Below are 20764 nucleotides of genomic sequence, written 5' to 3' on the forward strand. Positions count from 1 at the left end.
CGCTATTCGTGCTGCAGGATGTTGACGAGTTTTTCCAGCGGATCGCGGACGAAGAAGCGCCGCACGCCCCACGGTTCGCTGGTGGGACCGTATTCGACGGCGATGCCGGCCTGAAGGACCCGCGTCAAAGCCTGCTCCAGATCACCTCGACCGACAGCTCCGGCACCGGCGCGCCGGAGCCGCCTTCGCTGGCCAAGCTGAGCTGCGCCTGCATTGAGGCAGCGGCTGCGTAGGTGCGAATCCAGCCATGGTCCATGACGACGTTCAGGCCCAGGATGCCACGGTAGAACGCGTCAGCGCGTTCCGGGTCCGCGGCGGCGATATTGGCGACGATGCGCTGCACTTGCATGGGGCCTCCCGAAGGATTTCATGTGAACGATATACGCACATCATGGATTGAATCCGCAGCTTGCCGCCCGGCCTCTAATGGCGATGCCGGACGGGCGCTGGCCTCAGCCGCGTCGTCCCGGCTTGTAGCCATCGTTCAGCGTTTTCAGGAAGACCAGCATGTCGACGATGTCGCGCTCGTTGAAGGCTGGTTTGCCGCCGGGCTTGCCGCCAAACGGCGCTTCCATGTTGACGTTGCCCTGGTAGCGCGCCGGCAGATCGTCGAACTTGGCCGTCTTGCCATCCTTGCCCTTCGGATACCATTTTTCCGGCTTCACGTCGCGTTCGGCGTAGAAGCGCAGCACCTGGCGCAGGTCGTGGAAGGCGCCGTTATGGAAGAACACCTTGCGGGTGGCGACATTGCGCAGGCCGGGGGTGCGGAACAGGCCGCAGTAATCGTCGCGGGTCTTGAAGTCGGTGCGGTAGGGGCCGCACAGGCCCAGGTCGTAGTAACGGCTATTGCTGTTGGCGGCGATGGCCGGATTGCGCGGCGCGCCGACGGCGATGTGGCCGTAGTCGCTGAAGAAGGGGAAGGCTCCGCTTTCGCTGCGCTGGCTGAGGTGGCAGGAGGCGCAGTTGCCCTTGTCCGGATCGTTGAAGATTTTCAGGCCGCGCATTTCCTGGGCGGACAGCTTGACCTGTCCGCGCAGGTAGAAATCGTATTTGCTGTCGTAGGGGTAGAACTCCTGAGGATTTTGCTGGAACACCTCCAGCGCCAGCACCGCCTTGTCGAAAGTCTGTTTGGGCTGTTGGAAGATGTCCTGGCCGAACAGCTGCCGGAATGCGGGCGCATGGGCGGAGGCCTGTAGTTTCCTCGCGACTTCTTCCGGACTGCCGTTGGCCATTTCGTTGGCGGCCAGCAGCGGCAACGCCGCCTGATTGTGGGTATAGTCGGCGCGGCCATCCCAGGTGAAGCCGCCGGTGGGGCCGGCGTCTTCGCTGTCGTTGCCGTCGTTGTCATGGAAGTGCTCGCTGAAGGGCGGCACGTTCTGCAGATAGCGCAGGGATGGCACGGTGCGCGTCCCCGGCTGTTTGCCGTCCTTGCCGCCCAGTTGAACCGCCAGTCCATTGGGCGGGCCATAGGCATGGGCCGGGCTGTGGCAGGTGGCGCAGGACATCTGGCCGGAGGCGGATAGCGAGCGGTCGAAGAACAATTGCCGGCCCAGCGCCTCCAGCTGCCTGGCGGAGGGGGGATGGGCGCCGGGCGCATAGCTGGCGTCGCTGTAGGCGGGTTTGCCGGGTCTTGCCGCGTGGGAGGCGGTGGCGGCGATCGCCAGGGTGCCGGCGGCGATCAGACTGAGGGTCAAAACCCAAGGGGTGGCAGCGTGCATGGCATGGACAAGGGAAGTGAGTTGGCGGCGACTGTAATGCACGAAAATGACAGAAATATGAAAAATGGCGACGGGATTTATACCCAGCATGCCTTGAAAAAAATTAACAGAATGTAAATGGAGTGTAACATTCCATGGTGATAATCCGCGCTTCCCTCCATTTCTAGGAAATGCGCAATGAACCGCCTGACCTGTAGCTTGGCGCTGACGCTGATCAGCGCCGCCGTGTTGAGTGCCTGTGGCAGTTCTTCCTCTTCCGCCAATGCCACCAGCGGCGTCGTCACCGGCAGCTATTTCCGCCATGCCAAGGTCTGCCTGGATGTGAACGGCAATGGCCATTGCGATGCGGGCGAGCCGAGCACGTATACCGATAATGACGGCGCATTCAAATTGATTGGCAGCGGCGGGGTGGTGGTGGAGGTGGGCGTCGACGCCACCCGTTACGACCCCGATACCAATACCGCCGCAGCCGTGACCCAGCCGCTGGTATTCCGCGCCCCGGCTGGCAGCGGCAATGTGGTGGTCAGCTCGCTCACCACTGAAGTGGCCGACCTGATGGACAATAACGGCGGCGACCTGAACGCCGCGCGCAACGCGGTGGCGGACCGCCTGGGCGTGCCGGCCGACAAGGTGATGGCCGATCACAACAAGGAAACCGATCCGGACATCAAAGCCACGCTGAAAGCGGCGATCAACCAGAACATCGACGCGATCGCCGACGCGGTGAAGGAAGCCGGCATGAGCGGCGACATCAAGACCAGCCTGCACAAGCGCATGGCGCTGAGCGATATCAAGAACGTGGTGGTGATCTACGCGGAGAACCGCGGCTTCGACAACCTGTACGGGCTGTTTCCCGGCGCCAACGGCATTCCGGGCGTGAATCCGGCGTCCCGAGGCCAGTATGTGCCGCAGAAGGACTTCGACAATTCGGCGCTGCCGGTCCTGCCGCCGACCTGGGGCGGCCTGACCGCCGCCGGCCAGACGGTGACGCTGAACCAGGCGCAGACCATGAATTTCGCCAACAAGCCGTTCCAGATCGATGACGCCAATGGCCTGAACGGCACCGGCGTGGTGGTTCCGCAATCGGTGGTGACGCGCGATCTGGTGCATCGCTTCTATAACAACCAGATGCAGATCGACGGCGGCGCCAACGACAAGTTCGCCGCCTACACCGATGCCGGCGGCCTGACCATGGGCTACTACGACGGCAGCAAGATGTCGATGTGGAATCTGGCCCAGCAGTACACGCTGGCGGACAACTTCTTCATGGGCGCTTTCGGCGGCTCCTTCCTCAATCACCAATACCTGATCTGCGGCTGCGCGCCGGAATATCCGAATGCCGACACCTCGCCGGCCAAGGGCAGCATCTCCGCGATCGACACCGACGCCAAGGGCAACTTCATCCGGCTGACGCCGGCCGTCAATACCCCGGCGTCGGTGCTTTCCGGCACGGCCAAGTATCTGAACGACGGCAACCTGACGCCGAAGGACGGCGCAGGCAAGTATTACGCGGTGAATACCATGCAGCCGCCGTTTCAGCCCAGCGGCAACGCGCCCACGGCCGACAAGCCGCAGTATGCCGACCCGAGCAAGGCCACCACGCTGCCGGCCCAGAGCCAGGCGACCATCGCCGACCGTCTGGATGCCAGGCAGATCAGTTGGGCCTGGTACGCCGGCGGCTGGGCGGCGTCGCTGTCCGATCGCGGCAACATCTATAATGGCAGCCAGCCCAACTTCCAAGCTCATCATCAGCCCTTCAACTACTTTGCCTCTTTTGATCCGGTGGCGCAGGCAGGCTACCGCAGCGCGCATTTGAAAGATTTCGACCAGAGCTTCCTAGCGGATGCCGCGGCCGGAAAATTGCCGCAGGTGGCGTTCTACAAGCCGCAGGGCAATCTCAACCAGCACTCCGGCTATGCCAGCGTGGCCGATGGCGACGCCCACATCGCAGCGGTGGTCGCCAAGCTGCAGCAGAGTCCGCAATGGAAGAACATGATGGTGGTGGTCACCTATGACGAAAACGGCGGTTTCTACGATCATGCGCAAGTGCCGAAGGGCGATCGCTGGGGGCCGGGCACCCGCATTCCTGCGATCCTGATCTCGCCGTTCGCCAAGAGGGGCTATGTCGATCACACCCAGTACGATACCGGCTCTATCCTGCGCTTCCTGACCCGGCGCTTCGGCTTGAAATCGCTGCCGGGCGTGGCGGCCCGCGATGCTTCGCTGGTGAAGAACGGCGGCCAGCCTATGGGCGACTTCACCACCGCCTTGTCGTTCGGCAATAAATAAGATCGGCAGAATATTCGTCAGCCACCCGGCAGACCGGGTGGCTTTTCGTTTTCTGTCAGTACGGTTCGGCTCGGCGGCTGGCGATGGCCAGTGGTAAACTGCATGCCCCGCCATCATCAGTTCCCCGTCATGCAGTTGAAAATCGCTCCCGGCATGCTGACGCCGTTGATTGTCGCCACCGCCCTGTTCATGGAAAACATGGACGCCACCGTCATCTCCACCTCCTTGCCGGCCATCGCCCAGGATCTGGCTGTCGATCCCATCTCGCTGAAGCTGGCGTTGACGTCCTATCTAGTCAGCCTGGCAGTGTTCATCCCGGTCAGCGGCTGGATGGCCGATCGTTTCGGCGCGCGCCGCATTTTCCGTTCGGCCATCGTGGTGTTCATGCTGGGCTCGCTGCTGTGCGCGGTGACCAGCACCCTGCATGGCTTCGTGGCGGCGCGCTTCCTGCAGGGCATAGGCGGCGCGATGATGGTGCCGGTCGGCCGGCTGGTGATTCTGCGCACCATAGACAAGGCGGATCTGGTGCGGGCGCTCAGCTATCTTACCGTGCCGGCGCTGCTGGGGCCAGTGATCGGCCCGCCGCTGGGCGGCTTCATCAGCACCTATTTCCACTGGCGCTGGATTTTCCTGATCAATATCCCGATTGGCCTGCTGGGGTTGGTTTTGGCCGGGCGATTCATCGCCAATCTGAAAGAGGACGATGTGCCCAGGCTGGACGTGTCCGGCTTCGCTTTGACCGGGGCCGGCTTGTCGATGCTGATGCTGGGGTTGGCCTCGGAGGGCAAGCACATGCTGTCGGCCACTGCCTCCGTCTGGCTCACCGGATTGGGCGCGGTGTTGTTGCTGGCCTATCTCTGGCATTACCGCCGCCAGCAGCATCCGCTACTGGATTTGTCCCTGTTGCGTTTGCCCACTTTCAATGCTGGCGTGGTGGGCGGCTTCATGTTCCGGGTGGGCATCGGCACCATTCCCTTCCTGCTGCCGCTGATGTTGCAATTAGGCTTCGGCTTTTCGCCATTTGAATCCGGCCTGCTGACCTGTTCCACAGCGATGGGGGCGATAGGCATGAAGACGGTGGTGGCCAGGGTGCTGCAGCGTTTCGGCTTCCGCCGCGTGCTGGTGCTCAACAGTATCCTGGCAGGGTGTTCGGTGGCGGTGTATGCGCTGTTCAAGGCGGACACGTCGCACTGGATATTGCTGATGGTGTTTGTTCTGGGCGGTTGCCTGCGTTCGCTGCAATTCACCAGCCTCAACGCCATTACCTTCGCCGATGTCGACAAGGATAGGCTGAGCCATGCCACTAGCCTGTCCAGCGTGGCGCAGCAACTGGCGGCTGGGATGGGGGTGACGGTGGGGGCATTTGCCTTGCAGGCCGCGTCCTGGCTGCAAGGCCATCAGCAGCTGATGGCCGGCGATTTCGGCGATGCCTTCCTGTTCATGGGCAGCCTGACGGCTTTGTCCAGCCTGCTGTTCCTGCGGCTGGAACGCGATGCCGGCCAGCAGGTGTCGGCCGGCCATGAGGGCGGTGAGGGGAAGTAGGCAAGATCGGAAGGCTAGCCTGAGCCGGCTTTTTTCTTGATGAGAATGGACGCAAAAAAGCCGCTGATCAGAGATCAGCGGCTTTTTTATTTGGTGCCCAAGAGAAGACTCGAACTTCCACACCCTTGCGGGCGCTAGGACCTGAACCTAGTGCGTCTACCAATTCCGCCACCTGGGCAAAGCAAATTGTCTACAGCCGGCCAGTAGCAGTTGTACTAACCTTAATGAATTGTGTTGGTGCCCAAGAGAAGACTCGAACTTCCACACCCTTGCGGGCGCTAGGACCTGAACCTAGTGCGTCTACCAATTCCGCCACCTGGGCAACAAAGATACTGCCAGCCGATACCAAGGTACCAGCCTTGAAACTTTAAAACCTGTTTGGTGCCCAAGAGAAGACTCGAACTTCCACACCCTTGCGGGCGCTAGGACCTGAACCTAGTGCGTCTACCAATTCCGCCACCTGGGCCAACCAGATTTTTATGATGCCAGCAAAGCAACGCGCTTACAATAGTAAGATGGTGCCCAAGAGAAGACTCGAACTTCCACACCCTTGCGGGCGCTAGGACCTGAACCTAGTGCGTCTACCAATTCCGCCACCTGGGCTTCGCTTTACTGTATCATCTGTTGCATAGCTGCAACGAGATGCGAATTATAGACATAATATTGAGGGTGTCAATGGCTCAACCGCAAAAAAAACAAAAAAAACTTTCCCTGAGAGACCAGGATCCTTTTCTGGAACGGGAAAAACTTAAATATTCCAATCCCTTGCCTAGCCGTGAATTCGTCATGCAAATTCTCGCCGAGCAAGGGGTTCCGCTGTTTCCGGATGAATTGGCGCAAATGTTGTCGATTCATCAAGATGAGATCATTTATTTCGAACGCCGTCTGCGTGCAATGGAGCGCGACGGTGAAGTCATCATCAACCGCAAGGGCGCGGTTTGCGTCGCCCAGAAGCTAGACCTGGTCCGTTGCAAGGTTTCTGGCCACCGCGACGGTTTTGGTTTTGCCGTGCCTGACGAAGGCGAGGGTAGTGGCAGCGATATCTTCCTGCCCGAGCGCGAGATGAAGAAGGTTATGCATGGCGACCGAGTCATGGTGCGGCCGTCGGGCGTGGACCGGCGTGGCCGGCAGGAAGGGAAGATCGTCGAGGTGCTGGAGCACGCGGTCAGCCGTCTGGTGGGCCGCATCCAGCGCGAGCGCGGCGTGTGGGTGGTGCGTCCGGAAGACAAGCGCATCAATCACGACATCCTGATCGAGCCGGGCGGCGAAGCCGGCGCCAAGGACGGTCAGGTGGTGATGGTGGAAATCCTGCAGCAGCCGGACGCCTTCCGCCAGCCGATAGGCCAGGTGAGCGAGGTGCTGGGCAATTACGCCGATCCCGGGATGGAGATCGAGATCGCGTTGCGCAAGCACGATCTGCCGCACCGCTTCCCGGACGAAGCGCTGGTCCAGGCCAAGGACACGCCGAGGAAGGTGCGTAAAAAAGACTGGGCCAAGGACCGAGTCGATCTGCGCGATCTGCCATTGGTTACCATCGATGGCGAAACCGCGCGCGATTTCGACGACGCGGTGTATGCGCAGAAGCAAGGCAAGGGCTTCCGCTTGGTGGTGGCCATCGCTGACGTCAGCTTCTATGTGCAGCCGGGCGACGCGCTCGACCAGGAGGCGCTCAACCGCGGCACTTCGGTCTATTTCCCGCGCCGGGTCATTCCGATGCTGCCGGAGGCGCTGTCCAACGGCATCTGTTCGCTCAATCCGGATGTGGAGCGGATGTGCGTGGTCTGTGACATGCAGATCAACAGCAAGGGCGAAGTGAAGAAGTACCAGTTCTATCCGGCGGTGATGCAGTCCAAGGCCAGGCTGACATACAACCAAGTATGGGACTGGCTGCAGAACGGCAGCGACCATCCGATGCTGCCGGATATCAAGGCTTTGTACGCGCTGTTCAAGGTGCTGTTGGCTGCGCGCGGCAAGCGCGGTGCCATCGAGTTCGACTCCACCGAAACCCAGATGATCTTCAACGACAACGGCAAGATCGACCGCATCGTGCCGGTGGTGCGCAACGATGCGCACCGGTTGATTGAGGAATGCATGCTGGCGGCCAACGTCTGCTCGGCCGATTTCCTGCTGAAGAGCGGCCATAAGGCGTTGTACCGCGTGCATGAGGGGCCGACGCCGGAGAAACTGGAAAACCTGCGCACCTATCTGCGCCTGGTCGGCCTGACCCTGAGTGGCGAAGACAAGCCCAGCGCGAAGGACTACGCCAAGCTGGCGGAACAGATCCATGGCCGTCCCGACGCGCCGGTGCTGCAGACCATGCTGCTGCGCTCGATGCAGCAAGCGGTCTATACGCCGGACAACAACGGCCACTTCGGCCTGGCTTACGAGGCTTATACCCACTTCACTTCGCCGATCCGTCGTTACCCCGATCTGCTGGTGCATCGGGCGATCAAGGCGGTGCTGAAGAGCGAAAAATACAAGCCGGGCAAATGGTCGGCTTTGGGCGTGCATTGCTCGATGGCCGAGCGGCGGGCTGACGACGCCAGCCGCGACGTGGAGTCCTGGCTGAAAACCTACTATATGCGCGACAAGGTCGGCGAGATCTTCCACGGCAAGATCAGCGCGGTCACCAGCTTTGGCGTGTTCGTGCTGCTGGATGACGTCTATGCCGAGGGGTTGGTGCATATTTCCGAGCTGGGCAAGGACTACTTCCACTTCAAGAAGGATATCCAGGCGATTGTCGGTGAGAAGAGCGGCATGCAGTACCGCCTGGGCGATCCGCTGACGGTCAAGGTGATGAGCGCCAATCTTGAAAGCGCGCAGGTCGATTTTGCCCTGGTTAAGGAGTCGTCTCCTGTGGCGGAAGGAGGGGAAGCACAGTCCGCTCCCGCCAAGCCGGCCCACCGTGACAGTCGATCGCGATCAACTGCAAGATCCGGACGCGAGGCCAAGCCCCAGTTGCGGACTCAGCCTCAAGTCGAGGCGAGTCGTCAGGTGGCCAAGCCTCAAGCGACAGCCAAGCCTCAAGCGACAGCCAAGCCTCAAGCGACAGCCAAGCCTCAAGCGACAGCCAAGCCTCAAGCGACAGCCAAGCCTCAAGTGGCGGCCAAACCGCCTGTTGCGGAAAACACTGCGCAGGATGTGGTGGCGCCGGAAGGCAAGCCGGCGGGGCTGCCTAACGCACCCAGAGGGCGGACGCGCAGCCGCGCCAAGCCGGCGGTTTCGGAGCCGATTGCCCCGGCGTCAACTCCGCAAGGTCAGCGCCGTCAGCCGGCAACGCCTGCCGATGATGCTCAGCCCGTTGCGCGCAAGCGGCGGAATCCCAGAAACGCCAACAAGGGCGGGAGCGAGGAGTAGTCAGATCATATCTATATTAAAGGTATAAGAAAGCCGGCCTGAGCGTGATGTTCGGGCCGGCTTTTTTTTGGAGAGGAGGGTGGCTTTGTCGTGCGTTTGATGATGAGATGAACATGGATTGAAAATTCTTTCCAGCCCAGTTTCATTGCACATCAATGACTTGGGTGGGCGGGTGCCGGTTTTTTGCATTTCATCCGGCAAAAGGTGTTGACGAGGGTGGGGCGCGGCGGTATAGTTCGCCTCCTCAGCTGACGCAGCGAACGAAACAAGCCGAACAAAACAGGTTCCGGCGGTGTTCGAAGCGGCCGGCACTGCTCTTTAACAGAACGAATAACCGATAGGTGTAAGTGCTTGGCGAAAGCCAAAAACTTGCACTGCAAGAGACAAGAAATACTTGTTTTATTTCTTTGAACTTGCGTGCCAGAAAATTTGCTATGAGATTGAACTGAAGAGTTTGATCCTGGCTCAGATTGAACGCTGGCGGCATGCTTTACACATGCAAGTCGAACGGTAACAGGGAGCTTGCTCCGCTGACGAGTGGCGAACGGGTGAGTAACGCATCGGAATGTACCGTGTAATGGGGGATAGCTCGGCGAAAGCCGGATTAATACCGCATACGCCCTGAGGGGGAAAGTGGGGGACCGTAAGGCCTCACGTTATACGAGCAGCCGATGTCTGATTAGCTAGTTGGTGAGGTAAGAGCTCACCAAGGCGACGATCAGTAGCGGGTCTGAGAGGATGATCCGCCACACTGGGACTGAGACACGGCCCAGACTCCTACGGGAGGCAGCAGTGGGGAATTTTGGACAATGGGCGCAAGCCTGATCCAGCCATGCCGCGTGTCTGAAGAAGGCCTTCGGGTTGTAAAGGACTTTTGTTCGGGAGGAAATTCCGCTGGTTAATACCTGGCGGGGATGACAGTACCGGAAGAATAAGCACCGGCTAACTACGTGCCAGCAGCCGCGGTAATACGTAGGGTGCAAGCGTTAATCGGAATTACTGGGCGTAAAGCGTGCGCAGGCGGTTTTGCAAGTCTGATGTGAAAGCCCCGGGCTCAACCTGGGAACGGCATTGGAGACTGCAAGACTAGAGTGCGTCAGAGGGGGGTAGAATTCCGCGTGTAGCAGTGAAATGCGTAGAGATGCGGAGGAATACCGATGGCGAAGGCAGCCCCCTGGGATGACACTGACGCTCATGCACGAAAGCGTGGGGAGCAAACAGGATTAGATACCCTGGTAGTCCACGCCCTAAACGATGTCAATTAGCTGTTGGGGGTTTGAATCCTTGGTAGCGTAGCTAACGCGTGAAATTGACCGCCTGGGGAGTACGGCCGCAAGGTTAAAACTCAAAGGAATTGACGGGGACCCGCACAAGCGGTGGATGATGTGGATTAATTCGATGCAACGCGAAAAACCTTACCTGCTCTTGACATGTACGGAACTTGCCAGAGATGGCTTGGTGCCCGAAAGGGAGCCGTAACACAGGTGCTGCATGGCTGTCGTCAGCTCGTGTCGTGAGATGTTGGGTTAAGTCCCGCAACGAGCGCAACCCTTGTCATTAGTTGCCATCATTAAGTTGGGCACTCTAATGAGACTGCCGGTGACAAACCGGAGGAAGGTGGGGATGACGTCAAGTCCTCATGGCCCTTATGAGCAGGGCTTCACACGTCATACAATGGTCGGTACAGAGGGTCGCTAAGCCGCGAGGTGGTGCCAATCTCATAAAACCGATCGTAGTCCGGATCGCACTCTGCAACTCGAGTGCGTGAAGTCGGAATCGCTAGTAATCGCAGATCAGCATGCTGCGGTGAATACGTTCCCGGGTCTTGTACACACCGCCCGTCACACCATGGGAGTGAGTTTCACCAGAAGTGGGTAGGCTAACCGCAAGGAGGCCGCTTACCACGGTGGGATTCATGACTGGGGTGAAGTCGTAACAAGGTAGCCGTAGGGGAACCTGCGGCTGGATCACCTCCTTTCTAGAGAAGGCGATCGTCAAGTACTTACAGCCTATCGGTTATTCTGTTAAGGGCAGCCAGCTCCTTGTGGGGCTGGCGTAGAAGTTTACTGGGTTTGTAGCTCAGCTGGTTAGAGCACTGTGTTGATAACGCAGGGGTCGTAGGTTCGAGTCCTACCAGACCCACCAGTTGGGGATTAGCTCAGTTGGGAGAGCACCTGCTTTGCAAGCAGGGGGTCGTCGGTTCGATCCCGTCATCCTCCACCACAACTCAAACACAAGCGAACTCGGAAGAGTTTGGTTCTGTTTGCGTTGTAATTTTAACGCCCGATCTTTAACAAACTGAAGAAGCCGAATATATAAGACGGCGAAATGAAAGCGTAGAGTTAATTCTGTACGCGGACAAATCGTCATCTTGGGTATTTGATTGTATCTAAGGCTGCGTCGCCATATCAAAAGGGGCGGTGCAGTCGTCGCGCAAACACGCTCTGTCATGAAGTGACGTAGGTTACTGAAATGATAGGGTCAAGCGACTAAGTGCATCTGGTGGATGCCTTGGCGATCACAGGCGATGAAGGACGTGTAAGCCTGCGAAAAGCGCGGGGGAGCTGGCAATAGAGCTTTGATCCCGCGATATCCGAATGGGGAAACCCGGCCCTTAGGGGTCATCCCAGACTGAATACATAGGTCTGAGGAAGCGAACTCAGCGAACTGAAACATCTAAGTAGCTGAAGGAAAAGAAATCAACCGAGATTCCGTAAGTAGTGGCGAGCGAACGCGGAACAGCCTGTATGTGATAGAGATTGAGTTAGTGGAAGGTTCATGGAAAGGACCGCCGTAGTGGGTGATAGCCCCGTACACGAAAACGCATTCTTGGTACTAAGCATACGAAAAGTAGGGCGGGACACGCGAAATCCTGTTTGAAGATGGGGGGACCATCCTCCAAGGCTAAATACTCGTGATCGACCGATAGTGAACCAGTACCGTGAGGGAAAGGCGAAAAGAACCCCGGGAGGGGAGTGAAATAGAACCTGAAACCGGATGCATACAAACAGTGGGAGCGGACTTGTTCCGTGACTGCGTACCTTTTGTATAATGGGTCAGCGACTTACATTCAGTGGCAAGCTTAACCGAATAGGGGAGGCGTAGGGAAACCGAGTCCGAATAGGGCGAATCAGTCGCTGGGTGTAGACCCGAAACCGAGTGATCTATCCATGGCCAGGATGAAGGTGCGGTAACACGCACTGGAGGTCCGAACCCACTAGTGTTGCAAAACTAGGGGATGAGCTGTGGATAGGGGTGAAAGGCTAAACAAACTCGGAGATAGCTGGTTCTCCCCGAAAACTATTTAGGTAGTGCCTCATGTATCACTTCCGGGGGTAAAGCACTGTTATGGCTAGGGGGTCATTGCGATTTACCAAACCATGGCAAACTCTGAATACCGGAAAGTGCCAGCATGGGAGACAGACAGTGGGTGCTAACGTCCATTGTCAAGAGGGAAACAACCCAGACCGCCAGCTAAGGTCCCAAATGATCAGTTAAGTGGTAAACGAAGTGGGAAGGCATAGACAGCCAGGATGTTGGCTTAGAAGCAGCCATCATTTAAAGAAAGCGTAATAGCTCACTGGTCGAGTCGTCCTGCGCGGAAGATGTAACGGGGCTCAAACTGATAACCGAAGCTGCGGATGGGCACAGTCAAATGTGTCCGTGGTAGGGGAGCGTTCTGTAGGTCTGTGAAGGTGTGTCGAGAGGCATGCTGGAGATATCAGAAGTGCGAATGCTGACATGAGTAGCGATAAAGCGGGTGAAAAGCCCGCTCGCCGAAAGCCCAAGGTTTCCTACGCAACGTTCATCGGCGTAGGGTGAGTCGGCCCCTAAGGCGAGGCTGAAAAGCGTAGTCGATGGGAAACGGGTTAAAATTCCCGTACTTTTGTGTAGTGCGATGTGGGGACGGAGAAGGTTAGGTCAGCAGACTGTTGGAATAGTCTGTTCAAGCCGGTAGGTGTGAAGAGTAGGCAAATCCGCTCTTCTTTAACACCGAGACGTGATAACGAGGGTCTACGGACCTGAAGTGACTGATACCACGCTTCCAGGAAAAGCCACTAAGCTTCAGCTACACAAGAACCGTACCGCAAACCGACACAGGTGGGCAGGATGAGAATTCTAAGGCGCTTGAGAGAACTCAGGAGAAGGAACTCGGCAAATTGATACCGTAACTTCGGGAGAAGGTATGCCTGTTGTGGTGTAAGACTTCGCGTCTGAAGCTATGACAGGTCGCAGAGAATCGGTGGCTGCGACTGTTTAACAAAAACACAGCACTGTGCCAACACGAAAGTGGACGTATACGGTGTGACGCCTGCCCGGTGCCGGAAGGTTAAGTGATGGGGTGCAAGCTCTTGATCGAAGCCCCGGTAAACGGCGGCCGTAACTATAACGGTCCTAAGGTAGCGAAATTCCTTGTCGGGTAAGTTCCGACCCGCACGAATGGCGTAACGATGGCCACACTGTCTCCTCCTGAGACTCAGCGAAGTTGAAGTGTTTGTGAAGATGCAATCTACCCGCTGCTAGACGGAAAGACCCCGTGAACCTTTACTGTAGCTTTGCATTGGACTTTGAAGTGGTTTGTGTAGGATAGGTGGGAGGCTATGAAGCCTGGACGCTAGTTCAGGTGGAGCCAACCTTGAAATACCACCCTGACCCCTTTGAGGTTCTAACCTTGGTCCGTGATCCGGATTGGGGACAGTGCATGGTAGGCAGTTTGACTGGGGCGGTCTCCTCCCAAAGTGTAACGGAGGAGTTCGAAGGTTACCTAGGTACGGTCGGAAATCGTGCTGATAGTGCAATGGCAAAAGGTAGCTTAACTGCGAGACCGACAAGTCGAGCAGGTGCGAAAGCAGGACATAGTGATCCGGTGGTTCTGTATGGAAGGGCCATCGCTCAACGGATAAAAGGTACTCCGGGGATAACAGGCTGATACCGCCCAAGAGTTCACATCGACGGCGGTGTTTGGCACCTCGATGTCGGCTCATCACATCCTGGGGCTGTAGCCGGTCCCAAGGGTATGGCTGTTCGCCATTTAAAGTGGTACGTGAGCTGGGTTCAAAACGTCGTGAGACAGTTTGGTCCCTATCTGCAGTGGGCGTTGGAAGTTTGACGGGGGCTGCTCCTAGTACGAGAGGACCGGAGTGGACGAACCTCTGGTGTACCGGTTGTCACGCCAGTGGCATCGCCGGGTAGCTAAGTTCGGAAGAGATAACCGCTGAAAGCATCTAAGCGGGAAACTCGCCTGAAGATGAGACTTCCCTGGAGGCTAGACCTCCCTGAAGAGTCGTTCGAGACCAGGACGTTGATAGGTCGGGTGTGGAAGCGCTGTGAGGCGTGAAGCTAACCGATACTAATTGCTCGTGAGGCTTGATCCTATCATTTGAGTGGCTTGGGAAACTGAGTGACGAAGATGGAGTGTGAGTGCGACACAATTGAGTACCCGAAAAAATATTCAGAACGCGTTGAGAGACGAGTTCAGGCTTCTTGAGTTTGTACCAGTTTATGTCTGGTGGCCATAGCGAGGTGGTCCCACGCCTTCCCATCCCGAACAGGACCGTGAAACGCCTTAGCGCCGATGATAGTGTGGCATTCGCCATGTGAAAGTAGGACACCGCCAGACGCCCGATAGCGGAACCCCAGCTCAATGAGCTGGGGTTTTTGCGTTTGGCGCGCCGGATGAGTTTGTTGAAACCCCATGGACCGATTCTATGGGGTTTTTTCGTTTCAGTCGGTAGTCGTATCATGATGGTTTGTCATGGGAGACGATGATGTCTGATCGATTATTGAGAGTGGGGCTGCTGGGCTTTGGCTATGCGGGGGCGACATTTCATGCGCCACTGCTGGTCGCGACACCTGGCGTCAAGTTGATGGCAGTGGCCTCGAGCAGGCCTGAACTGGTCCGGAGCGCCTTGTCGGAGGTTCGGGTTTTTCCATCGCCGGAGGAGCTGTTGACCGGCTCGGATGTGGATCTGGTCGTGATCGCCACGCCAAACGACAGTCATTTTCCATTGGCTCGGGCGGCGCTGTTGGCCGGCAAACATGTTGTGGTGGACAAGCCGTTCACCGTGCGGGCGGATGAGGCGGGTCAGTTGGCTGCGCAGGCCGAGCAAGCCGGCTTGCTGCTGTCGGTGTTTCATAATCGCCGTTGGGATGCCGATTTCCTCACGGTGCAAAAGTTTGTTGGCGGAGGGCGCGTTGGGACGGGTGACGCATTTCGAGTCGCATTTCGACCGCTACCGGCCCCAGGTACGCGAACGTTGGCGCGAGTCGGCCCAGGCTGGCGCCGGCTTGTGGTATGACCTGGGGCCGCATTTGCTGGATCAGGCGCTGCGACTTTTTGGCGCCCCGCTGGCCATGATGCTGGAGCGAGCGGCATTGCGCGACGGCGCGCAAGCCGGACGATTGGTTTCATGCCCAATTGCGCTATGCCGACAAGCGGGTGATTCTGCATGCCAGCGCTTTGGTGGCGGATGCCGGCCCGCGTTTCGCGATTCACGGCACCGGCGGCAGCTTCACAAATACGGACTGGATCCGCAGGAAGACGCGTTGAAGGCCGGTGGCGGCCAGGTCAGGCGGAATGGGGGCGGGATGCCACGCCCGGACGCTTGCTGCTCGCCGGAAGCGAGCCGGTGGAGTATCCCGGAGAGACTGGAGATTACACCTGCTACTATGCCGGAGTGCGCGATGCGATCCTGGATGGCGCCGCCAATCCGGTGGCGGCGCGAGAGGCCTGGCAGGTGATGGTTTTACTGGAACTTGGACTGGAAAGCGCTGCCCAACAGTCCTGGAAGACCGTGATGCAGCCTTTGGCCTAGCCTTTGCTCTTGTCTTTGCCGCGGCAGCTTTTTCCGTTGCCGTCCGCTTCGGGCGAGGCTTGCTGCGCAGGGGCGATTTCGGTCAGCAGTTGCTCCAGCAGCTTGCTGCGCGAGCTGATGTGGTGGTCGAAGCGCCAGTCTTTCAGCAGGTCTATGGCGACATCAAAGTAGCGCATGTCGATGTCGTACAGTTGGCTCAGATCGAAAGAGCGGCCCCATCTCCAGCGAGGAGGCCAATTCCTTCAGTACCTGCATCTGCTGCGGGTATGGCCTTCTTCGATGAAGCGGCGGATTTTTTTGGCGGCGTTCATATGCGGTCCTGTGTGCTTGGCTATTGGGCATGTCCAATGGTTGGCAATGCATCCGTTATGATGGGCGGCGACGTCGGCTGCGTCAATTTTCCTTTCATGCTCTTCATTGCCGCTTTGCGAACGGAATAACTGCGGCAAAGCGGCATATCCGTCTGGCAATTCTGCGTATTGAGCCGGATTTCCATCTGGAATATGTTGAGTCAGCTCAATATAAATCAGTAATTTGTCGTTGCATGTTGTCATTCTTCGTGTTTTTCAAGGATGTTCTCTATGAAGCCGGAAGAAGTGCGTCGTCGTGCCTTTGCCATGCCCTTGACCAGCCCGGCCTTTCCGCCGGGGCCTTACCGCTTCTGCGATCGGGAATATATGGTCATTACCTATCGTACCGATCCCGAAGCCATCCAGGCGATATTGCCGGAGCCGCTGCAGGCGGATGGGGCGATCGTGAAGTATGAGTTCATCCGCATGCCCGATTCGACTGGTTTCGGCGACTACTCCGAGAGCGGCCAAGTGATTCCGGTGACCTTCCATGGCACGCGTGGCAGCTATGTCCATTCGATGTACCTGGATGATTTGCCGCCGATTGCCGGCGGGAGGGAGCTGTGGGGGTTTCCGAAGAAGGCCGGCAAGCCGCGGCTGGAGGTGCAGCGCGACACCTTGATCGGCAGCCTGGATTTCGGGCCGCTGGCATCGCCACCGGCACCATGGGCTACAAGTATGAGACGCTGGATCATGCGGCATTGCAAACCAGCATGCAGAGCCCAATTTCCTATTGAAGATCATTCCCCATGTGGATGGCACGCCGCGGATCTGCGAGCTGGTGCGTTATTACACCAGCGATGTCACCATCAAGGGCGCATGGAGCTCTCCCGGCGCGCTGGAGCTACATCCGCACGCATTGGCGCCGGTGGCGCAGCTGCCGGTGCTGGAGGTGCTGTCGGCGCATCATTTCATTTGCGACCTGACGCTGGATCTGGGATCGGTGGCATTCGACTATCTGCAGCAATAGCCGATGCCGGGGTGGATGGTGCCATGTAAATAAATGTGAATAATCGCTAACATTTAGATACAGACGAACTGGCGGGGCAGCCTTTATGCTCTGGCTTCAACTTTCAGGCGAGTGTACGAAATGAAGTCGAGCATTCTGATGTTTGTCATCGGGCTGGCGCTGTCTGCTGGGGCCGCCCTTGCGGATACCACCACTAATACCATCGTCGGAGGCGCTGGGCGGTGCGGCTGGCGCGGCGATTGGCCATTCGGTAGGAGGCCGCGATGGCGCGATCATCGGCGGTGCGCTCGGCGGCGGCGCCGGCGCTGCCATCGGCAATGGTTATGGCAAGTCCGACCGGCGCGAAGCAGCCAGCGATAGGCGCGCTTATCGCTGCAAGCACAGGCATCGCCGCCGGCATTGCCGATAAGCGCTTGCCGCCTCAGTCCGTCCCCCTTTGAAAAACGCCCGGTTTCCGGGCGTTTTTTGCACGGATGTACTAGTAATAGTACTGATGCGGATCATTGTTTTATCGTCCGCCCATGGGGGTGGAGCATGCCGTCATCCGTCTGATTTCAACTGCAGGACGGGGCGGAGCGGGATGCTGTGGCCGATGAGCCGGTTTACGGCTTGCTTGCTCGTCTTGGCCGTGTTTTCGGCATGCTTGCGCGGCAGTCCGCCAAACCTTGGCGTTGGCGGCCGGGATTGTCGTCATCGGATGTTTCCGGCGCGTCGCTTGCGGCCGCCAGCCTCACGTCCGATCCGCCTGGGAGGCTGAATCATGTTGTCGCGCCTGTCGCTGGCCAGCAAACTGTTGCTGCTGATCATTCCCTTCTCCCTTGTCCTGATCCTGCTGGCTGCGGTGCTGGCCATGGGCAGGCTGCGCACGCTGGACGAGTTGCGGCAATCGGACCAGCTGATCAGCCTGGCCGGCAGCGCCAGCCAGTTGATTCACGACCTGCAGACCGAGCGGGGGCTGACCAATGGCTTCCTGAGCGGCAAGGCGGCATCGCCGCCGGATGCTGATTCAGGCCCAGGCCCAAAGCGACAAGGATGTGGCAGGTTTCCGCCTGCAGGCGGATAGCCTGGCAGGTTCGGCGCTGGGCGCGGATGCGGCGGGGACCGCGCGAGCGCTGGAGGCGGTGCCGGAGTTGCGCAAGCAGACCGGCAACCGGACGATTGCGGCGGCGGACGCTTTCGCCGTTTATTCCGCGCGGATCGACGGATTGATCGCCATGATCGCTCATCTGGCTCAGGCCAATGACGATGGCGATTTGCTGCGCAGCACGGCGGCGTTGCTCAGCTTGCAATGCGAAAAGGAATTCGCCGGACGCGAGCGCGGTTTTGTCAACGGCGTGCTGAGCGGCGCCGGCTTCAATCAGGCCAGCCTGACCCAGGCGGCCGGCTTGGCGGCGCGGCAGCAGGCTTGCGAGGGACAGTTCAAGTTGATGGCATCGGCGGCGCTGCGCAGCCAAATGGAGGCCCTGGACCAGGGGGCGGAAACCCAGGCGGTGCTGGCGTTGCGCGGCAAATTGTTGCAACAGCCGCTGGGACAAGCGCCGGGTGTGACGGCATCGGACTGGTTTCAGGCAGCCACCGCGCGGATCGCGGCATTGAAGGCCTTGCAGGACCAGCTGCTGCAGGACCTGTCGCAGCAGGTGGCGCGCAAGGTGGAGCAGGCGCGGACCGATCTGGAGCTGACTCTGGGGTTCGGGAGCGGTGATCCTGCTGCTGGGCGCGATGGGCTGGCTAATCTATCGCAGCGTGCATGGGCCGGTGCACTTGCTCGAACGGATGATGACTTCGATGAGCCGGGATCTGGACCTGGGGCCGCGCGCCGGCATCCGCGGATCGGACGAGGTGGCACGGATGGGACAGGCTTTTGACCACCTGGTGGAGGCCTTCGCCCAGACGCTGAACAGGTGAAAAACAATGCGCATCAGGTGGTAGACGCAGCCAGCGCCATGCTGGACATCTCGCGACGCGCGTCGGAGGCTGCGACTTCGCAAAGCGAGTCCGCCGCCCAAATCGCGGCGGCGGTGGAGCAGATGACCGCCGGGATCGAGTCGGTATCGGACAATACCCGCCTGTCGCTGACGGTGGCGCGGCAGATGCAGGGCAGCGTCACCGACGGCCGCGAGCGGATGCAGGACACAGCCTCGGCCATCAGTCAGACCGCCGCGGTGCTGGACAACGCCGGCAGCCGCATCGAGACCTTGCAGCAAAAGTCGGAAGACATCCGCTCCATCATCACGGCGATCCGGGAAATCGCCGATCAGACCAACCTGCTGGCGCTGAACGCCGCCATTGAAGCGGCGCGAGCCGGCGAGATGGGGCGCGGTTTCGCGGTGGTGGCGGACGAAGTGCGCAAACTGGCCGAGCGCACCGGCAAGGAGACGCTGGACATCACCGCGCTGATCGAGGATATCCGCGATGAAACCCGGACCGCCGCCCTGCATATGCAAGAGGCCAGGCAGCGGATGGAGTCGGGCTTGAAGATGGTGGGCCTCACGGTGGAGGATCTTAACCATATCCATGGCGAGGCGGCGGAGGCCGCCAGCAAGAGCCATGGCACGGCGGCGGCGATGGTCGAGCAAAGCCAGGCCAGCACCGAGGTGGCCAACAATATCTGCGTGATCGCCTCGTTGGCCGAAGACAACTCCGGCATGGTCAAGGAGGTCGCGACGCTGTCGATGAGCTTGAACCGCTCGGCTTCGGAGCTGGCGGCGCTGGTGGACCGTTTCCGTCACGCCTGACGGGCTGACTGCGATGAATGGAAAAACGGCCTTCGCGTGCGAAGGCCGTTTGCGTTGCCAGCCTAAGGCTGGATCAGAACCAGAAGTAGCGGTGCAGCGCCGCGTCCAGGTTGGCGACGTCGGGCGCGCCGACGCCGGTAGCCTGATCGTAGCCGCGGTGCGCGTTGTAGCCCCAGTTGCCGCCGGCGGTGATGTCGCGCAACGGCGCGCCGTGGTGGCCGAAACCGTGATAGGCGTGGCCGGTGGCCAGCAGGCTGTACAGCGAGAAGTTGAGCAGGCCCAGGCGGCCGCCCATCGACTGGTTGAGCAGGGCGGTGATGCCGGCCAGCTGCGGCGCGACGAAGCTGGTGCCGCCGCTGTTGCTCTGGATGGCGAAGCCGTTCTTGTCCGAGGTGTAGTACACCACGTAGCCGGTTTCCGGGTCGCCGTTCATCGAGATGTCGGGCAGATTGCGGCCCTTGAAGTTGGCCGGCACGCTGCCGATCACCTGCGGCGGGGTCTGGCTGCTATCAACCAGTTGCTGGCCGGCTGGGGTGTTCTGCATGCCGGGTATCCAGTTCTGGTAGAACGGACGGCTGATGAAGCCGCTGACGCCGCCGCCGTCGCCCACCGGGAAGATGCCGCACGCCACCTGATCCTTGCCCAGCGCCTTGCACAGGCCGTTCAGGTAGTCCCAGCCCCAGGCGCGCTCGGTGGAGATCTTCACTTTCATCTCCTTGCCGTTGGGGTGGAAGGTGAGAGTGGTGGGAACGGTGGTGGCGCCGGCCGCGGTGATGAATTGCTGGTTGGCGGGGCTGTCCACCGACAGCACCTTGTTGTATTGCGGCAGGGGGGCGGCGCGGTTGACATCGTAGGCTCCGGAGTCGCCAGAGGCCGCGAACAGGGTCTGGCCTTGCAGCGCGGCCTGCAGGAACAGGTCATGGTAGGCCTGCAGCACATTGGTGGTCTTGCCGTTCACCGGGTCCACCGCCTGGCTTTGCTGGTCAAA

16 protein-coding genes, 5 tRNA genes, 3 rRNA genes and 4 pseudogenes are annotated in these 20764 nt (G+C 59.3%); 18 read left to right on the forward strand and 10 right to left on the reverse strand.

Translation table 11 applies throughout. The features are described 5' to 3' along the window. Positions 1 to 2 precede the first annotated feature (2 nt). The 3 genes from BI344_RS25840 to BI344_RS15360 form a co-directional block, all read right to left on the reverse strand. Entirely contained in the window at positions 3 to 128 is a 126-nt protein-coding gene (locus BI344_RS25840; RefSeq protein WP_275637122.1) for a VOC family protein, read from the reverse strand. After that, entirely contained in the window at positions 125 to 349 is a 225-nt protein-coding gene (locus BI344_RS25375) for a VOC family protein (protein WP_239690829.1), read from the reverse strand. The genes BI344_RS25840 and BI344_RS25375 overlap by 4 nt, the downstream gene beginning before the upstream one ends. Positions 350 to 452: 103 nt before the next feature. Then, on the reverse strand, positions 453 to 1694 hold the full coding sequence (locus BI344_RS15360) for a cytochrome-c peroxidase (RefSeq protein WP_241499366.1): 1242 nt from the start codon (positions 1692 to 1694) through the stop codon (positions 453 to 455). 201 nt (positions 1695 to 1895) lie between these two features. On the opposite strand from BI344_RS15360, the gene BI344_RS15365 reads away from it, so the two are divergent. Beyond that, positions 1896 to 4007, forward strand: a complete 2112-nt coding sequence (locus BI344_RS15365; RefSeq protein WP_071113749.1) for an acid phosphatase — start codon at positions 1896 to 1898, stop codon at positions 4005 to 4007. Positions 4008 to 4136: 129 nt separating this feature from the next. Further along, positions 4137 to 5549, forward strand: coding sequence for a DHA2 family efflux MFS transporter permease subunit (locus BI344_RS15370; RefSeq protein WP_241499367.1), 1413 nt, complete (start codon positions 4137 to 4139; stop codon positions 5547 to 5549). Between the two features lie 91 nt (positions 5550 to 5640). Here the strand turns inward: BI344_RS15370 and BI344_RS15375 are convergent. The 4 genes from BI344_RS15375 to BI344_RS15390 form a co-directional block, all read right to left on the reverse strand. Beyond that, a tRNA-Leu gene (locus BI344_RS15375) sits at positions 5641 to 5727 on the reverse strand. Between the two features lie 57 nt (positions 5728 to 5784). Further along, positions 5785 to 5871, reverse strand: a tRNA-Leu gene (locus tag BI344_RS15380). Positions 5872 to 5928: 57 nt separating this feature from the next. After that, positions 5929 to 6015: transfer RNA gene (locus BI344_RS15385), tRNA-Leu, on the reverse strand. Positions 6016 to 6065: 50 nt separating this feature from the next. Then, positions 6066 to 6152 (reverse strand) — tRNA-Leu (locus BI344_RS15390). Positions 6153 to 6224: 72 nt separating this feature from the next. On the opposite strand from BI344_RS15390, the gene rnr reads away from it, so the two are divergent. The 9 genes and pseudogenes from rnr to BI344_RS25390 all read left to right on the forward strand — a co-directional run bounded on the left by rnr (position 6225) and on the right by BI344_RS25390 (position 15721). Next, entirely contained in the window at positions 6225 to 8906 is a 2682-nt protein-coding gene (gene rnr, locus BI344_RS15395) for a ribonuclease R (protein ID WP_071113750.1), read from the forward strand. A 442-nt stretch (positions 8907 to 9348) separates the two neighbouring features. Then, positions 9349 to 10884: ribosomal RNA gene (locus tag BI344_RS15400) — 16S ribosomal RNA — on the forward strand. Between the two features lie 90 nt (positions 10885 to 10974). Beyond that, positions 10975 to 11051 (forward strand) — tRNA-Ile (locus BI344_RS15405). A 334-nt stretch (positions 11052 to 11385) separates the two neighbouring features. Then, positions 11386 to 14281, forward strand: a 23S ribosomal RNA gene (locus BI344_RS15415). A gap of 130 nt (positions 14282 to 14411) precedes the next feature. After that, positions 14412 to 14526: ribosomal RNA gene (gene rrf / locus BI344_RS15420) — 5S ribosomal RNA — on the forward strand. Together the 16S, 23S and 5S rRNA genes with 1 tRNA gene alongside form the textbook arrangement of a ribosomal RNA operon. A gap of 148 nt (positions 14527 to 14674) precedes the next feature. After that, positions 14675 to 15031: pseudogene (locus BI344_RS25380) on the forward strand (Gfo/Idh/MocA family oxidoreductase); the annotation flags it as partial. 25 nt (positions 15032 to 15056) lie between these two features. Beyond that, a pseudogene (locus BI344_RS25845) lies at positions 15057 to 15209 on the forward strand (Gfo/Idh/MocA family protein); the annotation flags it as partial. A 115-nt stretch (positions 15210 to 15324) separates the two neighbouring features. Further along, positions 15325 to 15456 (forward strand): hypothetical protein, encoded by a 132-nt coding sequence (locus tag BI344_RS25850; RefSeq protein ID WP_277620454.1) that lies wholly within the window; start codon positions 15325 to 15327, stop codon positions 15454 to 15456. A 79-nt stretch (positions 15457 to 15535) separates the two neighbouring features. Then, positions 15536 to 15721 carry a hypothetical protein gene (locus BI344_RS25390; RefSeq protein ID WP_241499369.1) on the forward strand — a complete coding sequence of 62 codons (186 nt, stop codon included), beginning with the start codon at positions 15536 to 15538 and terminating at the stop codon, positions 15719 to 15721. Here BI344_RS25390 and BI344_RS15430 read toward each other — a convergent pair. Beyond that, positions 15718 to 15897 carry a hypothetical protein gene (locus BI344_RS15430; RefSeq protein WP_071113751.1) on the reverse strand — a complete coding sequence of 60 codons (180 nt, stop codon included), beginning with the start codon at positions 15895 to 15897 and terminating at the stop codon, positions 15718 to 15720. The genes BI344_RS25390 and BI344_RS15430 overlap by 4 nt on opposite strands. 66 nt (positions 15898 to 15963) lie before the next feature. Further along, the gene (locus BI344_RS24050; protein WP_139167041.1) at positions 15964 to 16275 is read right to left on the reverse strand and encodes a hypothetical protein; all 312 of its coding nucleotides are present in this window, start codon (positions 16273 to 16275) and stop codon (positions 15964 to 15966) included. 63 nt (positions 16276 to 16338) lie between these two features. Here BI344_RS24050 and BI344_RS25855 point away from each other — a divergent pair. The 7 genes and pseudogenes from BI344_RS25855 to BI344_RS25410 all read left to right on the forward strand — a co-directional run. Beyond that, positions 16339 to 16659 (forward strand): annotated as a pseudogene (locus BI344_RS25855) (acetoacetate decarboxylase); the annotation flags it as partial. 145 nt (positions 16660 to 16804) lie between these two features. Continuing rightward, on the forward strand, positions 16805 to 17041 hold the full coding sequence (locus BI344_RS25860; protein ID WP_277620455.1) for an acetoacetate decarboxylase family protein: 237 nt from the start codon (positions 16805 to 16807) through the stop codon (positions 17039 to 17041). A gap of 178 nt (positions 17042 to 17219) precedes the next feature. Continuing rightward, a complete protein-coding gene (locus BI344_RS25990) occupies positions 17220 to 17450 on the forward strand; it encodes a glycine zipper domain-containing protein (protein ID WP_338152220.1) in 231 nt (76 codons plus the stop codon). 351 nt (positions 17451 to 17801) lie between these two features. Next, positions 17802 to 18104 carry a nitrate- and nitrite sensing domain-containing protein gene (locus tag BI344_RS25395; protein WP_241499370.1) on the forward strand — a complete coding sequence of 101 codons (303 nt, stop codon included), beginning with the start codon at positions 17802 to 17804 and terminating at the stop codon, positions 18102 to 18104. Further along, positions 18040 to 18609: pseudogene (locus BI344_RS25400) on the forward strand (nitrate- and nitrite sensing domain-containing protein); the annotation flags it as partial. The gene BI344_RS25395 and the pseudogene BI344_RS25400, both read left to right, overlap by 65 nt. Before the next feature lie 217 nt (positions 18610 to 18826). Further along, positions 18827 to 18946 (forward strand): hypothetical protein, encoded by a 120-nt coding sequence (locus BI344_RS25405; protein WP_241499371.1) that lies wholly within the window; start codon positions 18827 to 18829, stop codon positions 18944 to 18946. After that, complete coding sequence (locus BI344_RS25410; protein WP_241499372.1) at positions 18943 to 19776, forward strand: methyl-accepting chemotaxis protein; 834 nt, start codon at positions 18943 to 18945, stop codon at positions 19774 to 19776. Before BI344_RS25405 ends, BI344_RS25410 begins: the two co-directional genes overlap by 4 nt. A gap of 73 nt (positions 19777 to 19849) precedes the next feature. Here BI344_RS25410 and BI344_RS24410 read toward each other — a convergent pair. After that, the coding region (locus BI344_RS24410; protein ID WP_241499373.1) for a S8 family serine peptidase at positions 19850 to 20764 on the reverse strand (915 nt) is incomplete at its 5' end.

This window comes from Chromobacterium sphagni, assembly GCF_001855555.1.
GTDB classification, from domain to species: domain Bacteria; phylum Pseudomonadota; class Gammaproteobacteria; order Burkholderiales; family Chromobacteriaceae; genus Chromobacterium; species Chromobacterium sphagni.

Bases quoted from the DNA above. Each gene is read 5' to 3' on its own strand.
- BI344_RS25375 (WP_239690829.1), bottom strand. From the start codon at position 349: ATGCAAGTGCAGCGCATCGTCGCCAATATCGCCGCCGCGGACCCGGAA.
- BI344_RS15365 (WP_071113749.1), top strand. From the start codon at position 1,896: ATGAACCGCCTGACCTGTAGCTTGGCGCTGACGCTGATCAGCGCCGCC.
- BI344_RS15370 (WP_241499367.1), top strand. From the start codon at position 4,137: ATGCAGTTGAAAATCGCTCCCGGCATGCTGACGCCGTTGATTGTCGCC.
- rnr (WP_071113750.1), top strand. From the start codon at position 6,225: ATGGCTCAACCGCAAAAAAAACAAAAAAAACTTTCCCTGAGAGACCAG.
- BI344_RS15430 (WP_071113751.1), bottom strand. From the start codon at position 15,897: ATGCGCTACTTTGATGTCGCCATAGACCTGCTGAAAGACTGGCGCTTC.
- BI344_RS24050 (WP_139167041.1), bottom strand. From the start codon at position 16,275: ATGACAACATGCAACGACAAATTACTGATTTATATTGAGCTGACTCAA.
- BI344_RS25395 (WP_241499370.1), top strand. From the start codon at position 17,802: ATGTTGTCGCGCCTGTCGCTGGCCAGCAAACTGTTGCTGCTGATCATT.
- BI344_RS25405 (WP_241499371.1), top strand. From the start codon at position 18,827: ATGAGCCGGGATCTGGACCTGGGGCCGCGCGCCGGCATCCGCGGATCG.